General features: G+C 62.9%; 15 protein-coding genes. 4 read left to right on the plus strand and 11 right to left on the minus strand.

Features of this window, described 5'->3' with window-relative positions:
• Positions 1 to 13: 13 nt before the first annotated feature.
• Together ABMA32_RS01265 and ABMA32_RS01270 are read left to right on the plus strand one after the other, a co-directional pair.
• The gene (locus ABMA32_RS01265; protein WP_349011917.1) at positions 14 to 1,225 is read left to right on the plus strand and encodes a beta-ketoacyl-[acyl-carrier-protein] synthase family protein; all 1,212 of its coding nucleotides are present in this window, start codon (positions 14 to 16) and stop codon (positions 1,223 to 1,225) included.
• Between the two features lie 70 nt (positions 1,226 to 1,295).
• A complete protein-coding gene (locus ABMA32_RS01270) occupies positions 1,296 to 2,000 on the plus strand; it encodes a glutathione binding-like protein (protein WP_349011918.1) in 705 nt (234 codons plus the stop codon).
• Positions 2,001 to 2,017: 17 nt separating this feature from the next.
• Here ABMA32_RS01270 and ABMA32_RS01275 read toward each other — a convergent pair whose 3' ends face one another.
• From ABMA32_RS01275 to ABMA32_RS01285, 3 genes are all read right to left on the minus strand, one after another.
• Entirely contained in the window at positions 2,018 to 2,359 is a 342-nt protein-coding gene (locus ABMA32_RS01275) for a hypothetical protein (RefSeq protein WP_349011919.1), read from the minus strand.
• A 131-nt stretch (positions 2,360 to 2,490) separates the two neighbouring features.
• Positions 2,491 to 3,105 carry a nucleoside triphosphate hydrolase gene (locus tag ABMA32_RS01280; protein ID WP_349011920.1) on the minus strand — a complete coding sequence of 205 codons (615 nt, stop codon included), beginning with the start codon at positions 3,103 to 3,105 and terminating at the stop codon, positions 2,491 to 2,493.
• Positions 3,106 to 3,211: 106 nt separating this feature from the next.
• Positions 3,212 to 3,937, minus strand: coding sequence for a helix-turn-helix domain-containing protein (locus ABMA32_RS01285; protein WP_349011921.1), 726 nt, complete (start codon positions 3,935 to 3,937; stop codon positions 3,212 to 3,214).
• A 199-nt stretch (positions 3,938 to 4,136) separates the two neighbouring features.
• Between ABMA32_RS01285 and ABMA32_RS01290 the strand changes: the two genes are divergently transcribed.
• On the plus strand, positions 4,137 to 5,489 hold the full coding sequence (locus ABMA32_RS01290; protein WP_349011922.1) for an NAD(P)-binding domain-containing protein: 1,353 nt from the start codon (positions 4,137 to 4,139) through the stop codon (positions 5,487 to 5,489).
• Between the two features lie 823 nt (positions 5,490 to 6,312).
• Here the strand turns inward: ABMA32_RS01290 and ABMA32_RS01295 are convergent.
• From ABMA32_RS01295 to ABMA32_RS01315, 5 genes are all read right to left on the minus strand, one after another.
• Entirely contained in the window at positions 6,313 to 6,726 is a 414-nt protein-coding gene (locus ABMA32_RS01295; protein ID WP_349011923.1) for a hypothetical protein, read from the minus strand.
• Between the two features lie 11 nt (positions 6,727 to 6,737).
• Positions 6,738 to 7,511 (minus strand): M48 family metallopeptidase, encoded by a 774-nt coding sequence (locus ABMA32_RS01300; protein WP_349011924.1) that lies wholly within the window; start codon positions 7,509 to 7,511, stop codon positions 6,738 to 6,740.
• Positions 7,512 to 7,650: 139 nt separating this feature from the next.
• Positions 7,651 to 8,118 (minus strand): DUF2852 domain-containing protein, encoded by a 468-nt coding sequence (locus tag ABMA32_RS01305; protein ID WP_349011925.1) that lies wholly within the window; start codon positions 8,116 to 8,118, stop codon positions 7,651 to 7,653.
• Between the two features lie 115 nt (positions 8,119 to 8,233).
• Complete coding sequence (locus ABMA32_RS01310; RefSeq protein WP_349011926.1) at positions 8,234 to 9,376, minus strand: benzoate/H(+) symporter BenE family transporter; 1,143 nt, start codon at positions 9,374 to 9,376, stop codon at positions 8,234 to 8,236.
• A 194-nt stretch (positions 9,377 to 9,570) separates the two neighbouring features.
• The gene (locus ABMA32_RS01315; protein WP_292766943.1) at positions 9,571 to 9,726 is read right to left on the minus strand and encodes a hypothetical protein; all 156 of its coding nucleotides are present in this window, start codon (positions 9,724 to 9,726) and stop codon (positions 9,571 to 9,573) included.
• Positions 9,727 to 10,045: 319 nt separating this feature from the next.
• Here ABMA32_RS01315 and ABMA32_RS01320 point away from each other — a divergent pair, with 319 nt between their 5' ends.
• Complete coding sequence (locus ABMA32_RS01320) at positions 10,046 to 10,387, plus strand: hypothetical protein (protein ID WP_349011927.1); 342 nt, start codon at positions 10,046 to 10,048, stop codon at positions 10,385 to 10,387.
• 73 nt (positions 10,388 to 10,460) lie between these two features.
• Here the strand turns inward: ABMA32_RS01320 and ABMA32_RS01325 are convergent, their stop codons facing one another.
• The 3 genes from ABMA32_RS01325 to ABMA32_RS01335 all read right to left on the minus strand — a co-directional run bounded on the left by ABMA32_RS01325 (position 10,461) and on the right by ABMA32_RS01335 (position 12,945).
• Entirely contained in the window at positions 10,461 to 10,808 is a 348-nt protein-coding gene (locus tag ABMA32_RS01325; protein ID WP_349011928.1) for a hypothetical protein, read from the minus strand.
• 86 nt (positions 10,809 to 10,894) lie between these two features.
• The gene (locus ABMA32_RS01330; RefSeq protein WP_349011929.1) at positions 10,895 to 12,031 is read right to left on the minus strand and encodes an ABC transporter permease; all 1,137 of its coding nucleotides are present in this window, start codon (positions 12,029 to 12,031) and stop codon (positions 10,895 to 10,897) included.
• Positions 12,028 to 12,945, minus strand: a complete 918-nt coding sequence (locus ABMA32_RS01335; protein ID WP_349011930.1) for an ABC transporter ATP-binding protein — start codon at positions 12,943 to 12,945, stop codon at positions 12,028 to 12,030. The genes ABMA32_RS01330 and ABMA32_RS01335 overlap by 4 nt, the downstream gene beginning before the upstream one ends.
• Positions 12,946 to 13,012: the final 67 nt, after the last annotated feature.

Here is a 13,012-nt window from a genome sequence, read left to right on the forward strand (position 1 = left end):
GAAAAGCCCCCCAATGCGCAAGCGCATCGTCGTCACCGGAATGGGCGGGCTCTGCGGGCTCGGCAATGACGTTCCATCGATCTGGAAGGCAATGCGAGACGGCCGCTCGGCGATCGGACCGCTGGACGGCGAGGCGCTCAGCGATAACAAGATCAAGACCGGCAGCCAGATCAAGCAGTTGCCGGAACATGGGATTGATCGGCGACGGACGGTCTCCATGGACCGCTTCAGCCTGCTGGCGGTGATCGCGGCGAACGAGGCGATGGCGCAGTCCGGGCTGCGGATCGACGAGAAGAACGGCCATCGCGTCGGCGCCATGGTCGGCGTCGGGGTCATGGGTGCCGCAACGGCCGACGAGAATTATCGCAAACTGCTCGTCGATCATAAATCGCGGGCCGAAATCTTCGCGGTGCCCAAGATCATGCCAGGTGCGGCGGCCGGGCAGATCAGCATGAATCTCGGCCTGCGCGGGCCAACCTTCGGCGTGACCTCCGCCTGCTCGTCTTCCAATCATGCCTTCGCCACCGCGATGGACCAGCTCCTGCTCGGCCGCGCCGATGTCATGATCGCCGGAGGCACGGAGGCGCCGCTTGTCTGGGGCGTGCTGAAAGGCTGGGAGGCGCTTCGCATCGTCTCTCCCGATACCTGCCGGCCGTTTTCGGCCGATCGCCAGGGCGTCGTCATGGGCGAGGGCGCGGGGATAGCCGTCCTGGAAACCTACGAGCACGCCAAGGCGCGGGGCGCGACCATTCTGGCCGAGCTTGCCGGAATTGGCATGTCGGCCGACGCTTCCGACATCGTGGCGCCGACGGTCGAAGGGCCTGCCGCTGCGATGAGCGCGTGTCTGGCCGATGCCGGGCTCAATCCGGAAGATATCGACTATCTGAACGCGCATGGCACCGGCACCAAGGCAAACGACCAGATCGAAACCACCGCGATCAAGCAGGTGTTCGGCGACCACGCACGCAAGCTCTCTGTGTCCTCGACAAAATCCATGCACGCGCATTGCCTCGGCGCGTCAGGCGCGATCGAAATGATCGCTTGCGTCATGGCGATCCGCGAAGGCCTGATTCCGCCTACCGCCAACTATCGCGAGCCCGACCCGGACTGCGATCTTGACGTAACGCCGAATGTGGCCCGCGAACGCAAGGTGCGTGCGGCCATCAGCAACGGCTTTGCCTTCGGTGGCACCAACGCCGTGGTCGCGTTCAAGGCTGCGTCCTGACGCGCCTCTATTGAACGCCACGGATACTCGCCTACTTCCAGCTAGCCTTCACGCTGTATCCGGAGCCGACATGACCGATCTTTCCGCATTTCCGATCGCAAACCGCTGGAAGCCCGCTCATCCGGACCGCATCCAGCTCTATTCATTGCCGACGCCGAACGGCGTGAAGGTCTCGATCGCGCTGGAGGAACTCGGGCTCGACTACGAGCCCCATCTCGTCGATATCATGAAGAACGAAAGCTGGACGCCGGAGTTCCTCTCGCTCAACCCCAACGGCAAGATTCCGGCGATCATCGATCCGGATGGTCCGGGAGGCAAGCCGATCGGGTTGTTCGAATCCGGCGCGATCCTGATCTATCTGGCGGAGAAGACAGGTCGTCTCCTGCCCACCGATCCTGCGGGTCGCTATGAAGCGATTCAGTGGGTGTTCTTCCAGATGGCAAGCATCGGTCCGATGTTCGGTCAGTTGGGTTTTTTCTACAAGTTCGCCGGTAAGGACATCACCGACAAGCGTCCTCTGAATCGCTATGCCGATGAATCGAAGCGCCTGCTGGGCGTGATGGAAACCCGCCTGACCGGCCGCAAGTGGTTAATGGGCGATGAGTATACGATCGCCGACATCGCCCACGTCGGATGGGTGCGCAATCTCATTGGCTTCTACGGCGCGCGCGAGATCGTTGGCTATGACAGTTTTCCGAATGTGGACGCGTGGCTCAATCGGGTATTGGAACGTCCGGCCGTGCAGCGAGGCCTGAATATACCCGCACGGCCGTAAGCTCTAAACTCGAAGGCCTATTTGCCTTTTGGCTTGGCGGTCGAGCCGCGCTTTCCGACGACGGAGGTGGCGGCTGCCACCACTCCGGCCGCAGCGCCGGTCGCGGTGCTGGCAACCTTGCTTATAACGCGCTTCGCAATAGATGGCTTTTCAGCCTTAGGTTTCGCGGCGGCGGGCTTGGCAGCTTTCGAAGGCGCAGCGGCGGACGTCTTCGCCGCCGGCTTGACCGTCTTCGGCGCTGCCTTGCCGAACGTTTTGCTGTCCTTGGCTGCGGCTGGCTTGGCGGAAGTTGGCTTGGATGCCATTTTCGCCGCAGCAGATTTCGATGGAGCTTTCACGGTCTTCGCTTTTGTAGCCATTGCCCTCTTCCTTTGGCCAATACGGCATGATTGCCGCCTCTTATCCGGATAAGCTCGCAAATGTCGGCGTGCCCGGATAGCAACGCCTACAACGGCAGATGCTGCGCTTTTGTTCCCCGCGCCGCTTGCGCTCATCCACCAATGACCAGATCGGCCGGCCGGCGACAGGAGAGCACGCGTTCGATGTTGGGCATGTCGTTGGACGCGATCCAAGCGCGTGCATCCTCGTCGGACTTGCCGTGTCCGCGCCACCGTTCCATCAGGCGGCGCTCGAGTTCAGCGCGAGGCACATCCACGAAGATGGTGAAGTCGAAAAGCGAGCCCAGGCTCGACCACGGCTCCTCGTCGAGCAGCAGGTAATTGCCTTCGACAAGGATGAATTTCAGCTCGGGACCGACAATGGCCGCGCCGGCACGCGACAGTTCCATGGAACGGTCGAACACGGGTATGGCGACGTCAGGCTCACCGGCCCGGATGCGTTTCAGGAGCGTGGCGAAGCCGGCATAGTCGAAGGTCTCCGGCGCGCCCTTGCGCTGCCGCAGCCCCCGCTGGTTGAGCACCACATCGTCGAAATGAAACCCGTCCATCGGAACGACCGCCGAAGCATGTTCGGGCAGCACTTCGTGCAGTCGCTCGGCGAGCGTGGACTTTCCCGAACCGGGTGGGCCTGCAATCCCAACAACGAAGCGTTGCGACTTTCCCGCGCGCTTGAAGATAGCGGCGGCAATCGAGGCGATCTCGGACATGACCTACCCGCGACGTTTCCTGGAGCCTGCGACCGTTGACCGGCCTTTGCCTTATTCTGTCCCCACCGCGCGAAAAACTCAATCGCAACCGCGTGCCGCCGCGAAGTCAGTCGCCCTGGCTGCGCTGCGGGTAGGAAATGATCGACAGATATTTCATCGGCAGCTTCGTCAGTTCCTCCGGCCCGTGCGGCGCGTCGGCGTCGAAGAACAGGCTGTCGCCCGGCTGCATGTGGAAAAGGTGCGAGCCGTGGCGGTAGACCACCTCGCCCTCCAGCATGTAAATGAACTCCATGCCCTCGTGCTGGAAAGTCGGGAAGACGTCCGACTGTTCCGTCAGCGAAATCAGATAGGGCTCGACGACCACGCCGCTGGTGTTGGCATCGACATGACCAAGCAGGCTGTACTGGTGCCCCGCCCGCGTGCCGCGACGTTCGATCTCGACGCCTTCTCCAGCCTTGACGAAGACGGCGCCGCGCTCTTCCTCGAAACGGCGAAAGAAGGCTGTCACCGGCACTCCGAGCGCGCGTGACAGCGCCTGCAGCGTGGTCAGCGAGGGCGAGGTTATGCCATTCTCGATCTTGGACAACATTCCGAGCGAGAGGTTCGTCGCCTGGGCGAGGTCGGCCACCGTAATGCCGAGCTTCTTGCGGAAGGCGCGCACTTCACGGCCGATCGCGACTTCCAGCACCTTCTCCTTGGGATCGCGCACCGCATGTGGATTCTGGGTCAGCGGCGGACGGATCGCATGGATTTCGGCGACGGCCTGTTTGAACGGCTTTACCTCCTCTGCTCCTGGTTTTCCTGCCTTGATGGTGCTGCCCTTGCCGGTCATCGTCCCCCTCATCAGTTCGCTGGCGCTACTTCACTCCGAGGAATTTTTTATACCCTTCATATGCACTGGCAGTGATCGCCCCGCAACTGCAGCGGGATGCCTGCCATCTCGCGCGCGGCGGTGATTGACAGGCTTACAGGAGAATTTATTGTCCTCACAGTGAAAATTCTTTCCAATAAAGACAATGGGGAATTCTGGGATGGGAATTGCGAAAAAGCGTGTAGCTGTCATCGGCGCGGGTCCTTCGGGCCTAGCGCAGCTTCGCGCCTTCAAGTCGGCCGCTGACAAGGGCGCCGACATTCCCGAGGTCGTCTGCTTCGAGAAGCAGTCGGATTGGGGCGGGCTCTGGAACTACACCTGGCGCACCGGCCTCGACGAGCACGGCGACCCGGTGCATGGCTCGATGTATCGCTACCTCTGGTCCAACGGGCCGAAGGAGTGCCTGGAGTTCGCCGACTACACGTTCGAGGAACATTTCGGCCGGCCGATCGGCTCCTATCCGCCGCGCGCGGTGCTGTGGGACTACATCAAGGGACGCGTCGAGAAGTCGGGCGTGCGTCCGTGGGTGCGCTTCAATTCGCCGGTCCGCATGGTCACCTGGTCGGACGAGACGAAGACGTTCACCGTCACCGCGCATGACCGCACCAACGACCGCACCTATTCGGAGGAATTCGACTATGTGGTCGTGGCGAGCGGCCACTTCTCGACGCCGAACGTTCCCTATTTCGAAGGCTTCGAAACCTTCCAGGGCCGCGTGCTGCACAGCCACGACTTCCGTGACGCCACCGAGTTCAAGGGCAAGGACGTCATGGTGGTCGGGCGCTCCTATTCGGCCGAGGACATCGGCTCGCAGTGTTACAAATACGGCGCGAAGTCGATCACCGTCACCTATCGCTCCGCACCCATGGGCTTCAACTTCCCGGAAGGCTGGGAGCAGAAGCCGCTGATGACGAAGGTCGTCGGCAAGACGGCGCATTTCAAGGACGGCACGACCAAGGAGATCGATGCGATCATCCTGTGCACCGGCTATCTGCACCACTTCCCGTTCCTGACCGACGATCTGAGGCTGAAGACCAACAACCGCATGTGGCCGCTTGGGCTCTACAAGGGCGTGGTGTGGGAGAAGAATCCGGCGCTGTTCTACATCGGCATGCAGGACCAGTTCTACACCTTCAACATGTTCGACGCGCAGGCCTGGTACGCACGCGACGTCATGCTCGGCCGGATCGAACTGCCCTCGCCCGCCGCGATGGCCGCCGACAGCCAGAAATGGCGAGACCGCGAGGAGACGCTGGCCGACGCCGAACAGATGATCTGGTTCCAGGGCGACTACACGCAGGAACTGGTCGACGCCACCGACTATCCAAGCTTCGACATTGAGGCGACCAACCAGACCTTCATGGAGTGGGAGCACCACAAGATGGAGGACATCATGGGCTTCCGCGATAACGCCTACAAATCGCTGATGACCGGCACCATGGCGCCCAAGCACCATACCAAATGGATGGAGGCGATGGACGACTCGCTAGAGAGCTATCTGCAGACGAAGTGAGGGCGCTTTTTCCTCGCCCCTGCGAAGCGGGAGCGGAGCGAAGGGGAGTGGAGGTCTTTGACTGATCAACCGTCTCGCCCTTCTTGATACGTTGCTCCCCCACCCCGTCTCGGTCCTGCGGACCGATCCACCTCTCCCTCACATTCGTGGGGTTGAGGATGGGCTAGTCGCGAAGGTCGAGCGCTGCCTCTGGCTACCCCACCCGTCCGACCACCTGCGGCGGTCGTCCACCCTCCCGCGAGGGGGAGGGGTATCCGCGTTTCACCGTTGCCACGCCCTGCTTTCGCAGTCTGGCTTCTGTCAAAGAACGCCCCCTGCCACGGAGGGAGAAGTCGGGAAGCGGGGCACGGGGCCGAGCCTCTCAATTAGCAATACGTGGCGCGACTTCCGCGCCCCGCCGATGTTTTCACCGCGACGATGGTGGGACGGTCGGGGCTAAAAGCTCGCCGCCGGCCAGACACATCGCCGGGCCCGGGTCTTGGGGATCGTCTCCCTAAACCGCGCTACCGATGGAGCATGATCGCAAAGAGCGGTTTCCCGCCCTTTCGCGATCAGCCCCGGCGCGGCCAACCCGGACACCGCCGCCCTCCCTGATACCCGGTGCGCACCAGGGCGATGGGGTGGAGTATGCGGGAGGACGAAAGGGCGTGGAGAAATGGGGTAGATTTTCTTCCCGGTGCAATGGGTTGGGCGAACCCACATCGAAATCCATCAACGTCTTTGCGGCGATGGGGCGAACGGACGTCCGGTGGACAAGGTGTGCGGTCAACGGGTGGATATATGTGGCGAAGTGCCGGCCCGCGGAACTTCTCGCAGCCTTGACCTATTCGATGATTTCGACTTCGTATTTCGGAAGCGCTACGCCGATCATGCTGCCGCCATGAAGTTCTCCGCACAGTTTTCCACGTTCGGAAAACAGGTTCTCAGGGAATTGCGCCACGAGACGGATCAAGCCGTTCCATGGAAGAACTTCCTTTAATCTCTTGCTTGTCTCCGGCGACGTCCCGTTTACATGCAAGCCGTCGTAATAGAGAAGAATGAAATCCCTTTTCACGCGCCCTCGGCAGTCGGTGACCTTGAGGTGTAGCGTGGTATGACGCGCCAGGGCAGTCCGCACGTAGGAACTGCGTACGGCGATCTCGACTTCTCTATGGTCTTTCTGAAGCGCCTCCTGTGTTACGGAAGCCGCCGGAAACCATGCGAAGCAGCCGATGAGGCAGAGCAGAAGACGAAGCACCCCGATCCAGCCTACTCGAACTGGATCGCCTGCAGGGCATTGCCGTTGCGCTTCAGCCAGTCCTTGCAGCGCTCGGTGTCAGGGCAGAGCTCTTCGCAGAGCTTCCAGAATTTCGGCCCGTGGTTCATCTGCTTGAGATGCGCGACCTCGTGGGCGACGAGGTAGTTGATGACGGGTTTTGGCGCCATCATGATGCGCCAGGAGAAGGAGAGCTTGCCGTCGGACGTGCAGGAGCCCCAGCGGCTCGACGTGTCGCGGAAACGGACGGCCTTGGCGCGCTTGTTTATGGCGGTCGTGTGCTTCAGCACCAGCGCCTCAATGTCCTTCTTGGCCTGCTTTTTCAGGAAGTCGGAAATGCGGCGTGGCAGGTGCTCGCGGTCGCCATGGACGAAGAGCGCAGGCGTGCCGTCTTCCTTCTTGCCGACGGTGACAGTGCCGCGCCGGCCGGGCTCATGCACGATAACGTGTGGGATGCCACGCAGCGGTATCCTGATACCGGGGCGCACCAGCGGGCGCTTCGGCAGGCGCGAAATCTTCTCTTCCAGCCAGTCGTGATGCCGCTTGAGGAAACGGTTGACCTCTCCCGAGGCCAGGCCCGGGGGGATGGTGACCCTGAGGGAGCGGCCGCCGGCGTCGATCCTGAGCGTCAACTGCCTTGCGCGGTCGTTTTCGACGATGCGAAGGGGCAACGTTCGCCCGGCGACTTCGTGCAGACATTCCTTGACCAACGAAACGCTGGTCTTCTTCTTTCTGGCGAAGGTCCGTCTCAACAGCGCGATGGGCATGTGGAGGACGATACAAGATTCTTTCTAGTTGAATAGGGGTCCGAAACCGCCTGCGAAAAAAAGAAATAAAAACGGCGCCACTGGATCAGCGACGCCGTTTTCTTGCATCAATTTCCGGCTGGTTTCGCCGGAAGACAGATTAGTCGTCGAGCAGGTTGTCCGACTCGCCGTCGCTCTTGCGAACGGTGGGCGCCGTGGACCTGTTGCGGTTCGCCATGAAGCGGTCGAACTCTTCCTGGTCCTTGGCGCGGCGCAGCTCGCGCGCGTATTCGTCGAACTCCGCAAGTGCGTCGTCCAGCTTGCGGCGCTCTTCGGCGAGGCGCTCCAGTTCCTTGTCGCGCCAGTCGTCGAAGGCGACGTTGCCGGTCCGGCTCATCCCGCGAGGGCCGTTGCCCCAGCGCTGCGCCTTGTCGGCGCCGCGGCGGCAGCCGGCGAAGATGCCGTCGGTGGCCCGGTTCACGTCGCGCTTGAAGCCGTCAAGCCGGTCGCCCCAGATGATGTAGGCAAGCATGGCGAGGCCGAGCGGCCAAAACACCACGAAGCCAAGCACCATGAGAGCAATGGTCGCCGGCGTCCAGGCCGGACGGATCAATGCAGTCGTGTTCATCGTCTCCCGTTCCTTCGGTTCGAGGCAGCACAATTTGCTGCTCGTTCCGACATGGGAAGCGGAAAATGGCGATTCAAGGGACCGCGGCCGACAACCGGATAAAGTATTGAATTTGCTATCGTTTTTTAAGACTTTCGAGACCGAGAACGGCAAGGCCGGCGAGAAGACCCCAGAAGGCGGAGCCGATGCCGAGCAGCGCGACGCCCGAGGCGGTGACGGCGAAGGTGACGGTGGCGGCGATGCGCTGGTGATCGTCCTTGAGCGCGATGGCCAGCGCGTTGGCGAGAGGGGCCAGCAGGCCGAGGCCGGCCACCAGCACGATCAGGCTTTGCGGCAGCACGGCAAAGATGGCGACCAGCGACGCGCCGAAGATCGCGAAAATCAGGTAGAACAGCGCATAGAACGGCCCGGTTTTCCAGCGCTCGGCCGGGTCGGGGTGCGCGTCCGGGCCGGTGCAGATGGCGGCAGAGATCGCCGCGAGGTTGCTAGACAGCGCGCCGAAAGGGGCGGTGATTAGCGAGACGAGCCCGGTGACGGTGATCAGCGGGCCGGGCTCGGGGTGATAGCCCGCCGCCCGCAGGACGGCGAGGCCGGACAGGTTCTGCGAGGCCATGGTAACGAGATAGAGCGGCAGCGCCAGGCTGATGGCGGCGGCGAGCGAGAACTCGGGCGTGATCAGCGTCAGCGTCGACAGCTCGGGGGTTGGCAGCGCGCCGACGCGTCCGGTGAGCGCCGCCGCCGCGCCGCCTCCGACCAGCACCGCCAGCACCGACAGCGCGGGATTGACCAGCCGGAAGACGAAGAACGCCGCGATCAGCGGCAGGATGAACCATGGGTCGCCGGGAACCGCCTTCACCGCGTTGATGGCGAAGGTGACGACGATGCCGGCAAGCATGCCGGAGGCGACCGAGGCCGGAATTTTCGCGATCAGGCGCGTCAGCGGTCCCAACAGGCCGGTGGCGACAAGCAGGACGGCGGCGATGATGAAGGCACCGACGGCCTCGTTGACGTTGTAGCCACTGGACGCCGCGACGAGGGCAGCGCCGGGCGTCGACCACGCGCTGATGACCGGCATCTTGGTGCGCCAGGAGAGCCACAGGCTTTCCACCGCCATGGCGAGGCAGAGCGCGGTGACGGCGCTGGCGGTCTGCGACTGCGTGGCGCTGACGGCGTCGGACGCGGCGATGATGATCGCCAGCGTGCCGCCGAAGCCGACGATCGCCGCCACGAAGGCCGATGCAGGAATTGATGCGCGCATGGGTGCCGGTCAGACGGGTTTGCGGGACTGCGACGCCTGTTTGCGCGATGGCGCGGCGATCCGCAAGCGAAGCGGCTTGGTCCAGAGAGCAGCCGCGTTCCGGAGTGACGGTCCGCACAATTTAAAAGGGCCCGACGCTGGATCGGACCCTGACAGACTGTCCCGGGACGCTAGGGTCGAGCGGAGCGAGCGGCTCAGTGCGAAGTCGCGGGCGTGCCGAAGGATCCGGACTGGCGGCGCGCGCAGGCAGGGCCGGGGCCGCGCATGTAATGGCGCTCGGGTCGATAGGTCGGCGCAACGAATTCGCGAACCGCGAAGGCGAAATGCGTGATGTGCCTCAAGATGGTCATGCTACCCGGTCCCTGTCGCTCGGATGTCCCTTCCGAATGCAGACATGTTTAAGCGTCAGTCGTGAATCTTCGGTGAACGCGATGTTAATCTTCGGTCTGGATCGCCCCCGAGCGTGGCCGAATCAGGACCGGTTTGGGACCTTTCGTCGGCAGCGCGAAAACTTCCTTCCGCCTGTGTCTTTTGCGACACGGTTGTTTCGCATGCATGTCGCCGCGCGGCGCGCGGTGTTTCGATGCGTTTCAAAAGAACAGGAGATCGCATCTTACTATAGCCTAATCTCCACCTATATAGGCGAAAAGCTGCTATAGGAGATCGGTTGTGACGAAGCACAAAAACGGAAAGCAGGAGCCGCAGGCGGAGCAGTTCGACCCAAAAGCGCTGCTCGAGCTGATCGCCGGCATACAGGCCGACCTCGATCGCCTGAAGGGGATGGTCGAGAGCGCGGTGCCAAGATTCGATCCGGCGAACCCACACAACAAGACCGTGGACGGCAAGCTTTCGGAAGAGGGCGTCGAGTGCTGCTATCGCATGTTCGACGAGGGTGCGAGCCGCTACTCGGTGGCGCGGCAGATGAAGATCTCCTTCGCCGCCGCCACGCACCGTTTCAACGCATGGCGCAAGGCCGGCGGCGACAAGCGGACGCGCGAACTGCTGGGCTGATCGGATGGCTGACTGGAGCCCGGCTCGTAGGCCGGGCTCACTCGTTTCGCGGTCCGGTTCGCTTGGGAACGGATTAACTCAGGACCGGGCAGCTCGGCTGGCGGCCGAAGGTGATGAAGACGCGCTCGCCGTAGCGGTCGCGCCCGCGCACCTCGATTGTTCGACGACCGGCGGCCTCGACCCTGACGCGGCGCAGGCCCATGCGCTCGGCCTTGTTCAAGGCACGCTCCTCGGTACAGCGGCGGCGCGGTTCCTCGCTGTACCGATAGCCGTCGCGATAGCACTCCTCGTAGCGAGGGTTGCAATCGCGATCGATGCGCAGGCCGTCCGGACCCACGCGGAATTCGAGATCCTGCGCATTCGCCGGCACGGCGGCTCCGAGCCCGACGGCCAGCGCCGCGCCAATCAAAACCCTACGCATCTTTGCAAACTCCAGTTGGTTGCGGTCGCCAGCAACGGCGACGCCGCGCTTGCAGTTGCATCAACAAAGCTTTCAGGGCGCAAAATTCAGTCGAGCGTGCGGCGGAACCGGAAGAGCGCCAGCCCGGCGAACAGCGCCACGAACAAGCAGAGCGCGAAGACTTCTCCGCTGATGGCGGCGAAGTCGGCTCCCTTCAGCATGACGCCGCGCGTGATGCGCAGGAAATGCGTGAGCGGGAAGATTTCGCCGAACACCTGCGCCCAGCCCGGCATGCCGCGATAGGGGAACATAAAACCTGAAAGCAGGATCGACGGCAGGAAGAAGAAGAAGGTGAGCTGCAGCGCCTGCATCTGCGTGCGGGCGATCGTCGAAATGGTGTAGCCGAGCAGGACGAGCGCGAGCACGAAGATCAGGATCGCCGATAAAAGCAGAAAGAGCGAGCCCTGGAACGGGATGGCGAACAGCAGCTTCGATGCGACGAGCACGACGGCGACCTGCACGGCGCCGACAACCAAATAGGGGAGCACCTTGCCAAGCATGATCTCTACCGGCGAGGCCGGCATGGCGAGCAGGTTTTCCATCGTGCCGCGCTCCGTCTCGCGGGTCAGCGCGATGGACGTCATCATCACCATCGTCATCTGCAGGATGACGCCGAGCAGGCCGGGCACGATGTTGTATTGCGAGATGGCTTCCGGATTGTAGCGCTTGTGCACGACGACATCGAGCTGGCTCTGTTCCTGTACGGCGAACTCGGCCTGCTTGCCCTGCTCGCGCAGGAGCGCGCGCTGGGCCACCGTACCGAGCGTGGAGATGGCGCCGCTGGCCACGGCCGGATCGGTCGCGTCGGCCTCGATCAGGATCTGCGGATTGTTGCCGCTGTCGACGCGGCGCGCGAAGTCGGCTGGGATGGTCACGACGAACGACACCGTTCCGTTGGCCATCAGCGCCTCGGCTTCGGCCTCGCTCTGCGCGACATGGTCGAAGCGATAGTAGCCGGTCATCTGCAACGCGGAGACGATGGCGCGGGTGTAGTTGTCGTTGCTGGTGGCGACCAGCGCGGCCGGCAGGCTTTTGGGATCGTTGTTGATCGCGTAGCCGAACAGCACGAGCTGGACCAGCGGTACGCCAAGCATCATGGCGAAGGTGATGCGGTCGCGCCGCATCTGGATGAACTCCTTGATCAGCAGCGCGCCGAGCCGGGCGAAGGAGAAGATGGTGTTCATGACATGTTGTCCTTCGACTTCGCCATGAACTGGATAAAGACGTCTTCGAGGCTGGTCTCGCCCGGTTTGACGGTCACGCCCTCGCGTTCGCGGATGTCGGCCAGCGAATGGTCGAGAAGCGCCTTGTCGGAACCGACCACGTGCAGGGTTGCGCCGAAGGGGGCCACCTGTTCCACGCCGGGCCGGCCGTCGAGCAGCGCCGACACCTGGTCGAGCCGTGGGCCAGAGACGACGAAGGTGCTCAGGCCGGCATTCTTCACCACGTCGGCGACGCTGCCCGACGCCAGCATCTTGCCGTAGGAGATGTAGCTGATGCGGTGGCAGCGCTCGGCCTCGTCCATGTAGTGGGTCGAGACGAGCACGGTCAGCCCGCCACGCGCCAGATGGTGGATCTCGTCCCAGAACTCGCGCCGCGCCTTGGGGTCGACGCCGGCCGTCGGCTCGTCGAGCAGAAGCAGGCGCGGCTTGTGCATGATGCAGGCGGCGAGCGCGAGACGCTGCTTCCAGCCGCCCGACAGCGTGCCGGCAAGCTGGTTGCGGCGGGTCGTCAGGCCGAGTTCGCCGAGCGTGCGGTCGACGTGCTCCGACACGGGTTTCAGGTTATAGAGCCGCGCCACGAATTCGAGGTTTTCAGCGATCGTCAGGTCCTCGTAGAACGAGAACTTCTGCGTCATGTAGCCGACTTCGCGCTTGATCTTCAGGCTCTCGGTCCTGAGGTCGTAGCCGAGAACTTCGCCTTCGCCCTCGTCGGGTGTCAGCAGGCCGCACATGATGCGGATGGTGGTTGTCTTGCCGGAGCCGTTCGGGCCGAGGAAGCCGACGATCTCGCCCTCCGCCACGCGCATCGTGACGTGGTCGACGACTGTCTTGTCGCCGAAACGCTTGACGAGGTTGGTGACGTTGATGGCGTCCATCAGCGCATGCCTCCGGCATGCGAGTGAATCGGGCATAGTGAGTAGGGATTAGTGAATTTGTGCCAAG

This window comes from Mesorhizobium quangtriensis (assembly GCF_040081925.1).
GTDB lineage: Bacteria > Pseudomonadota > Alphaproteobacteria > Rhizobiales > Rhizobiaceae > Mesorhizobium_K > Mesorhizobium_K quangtriensis.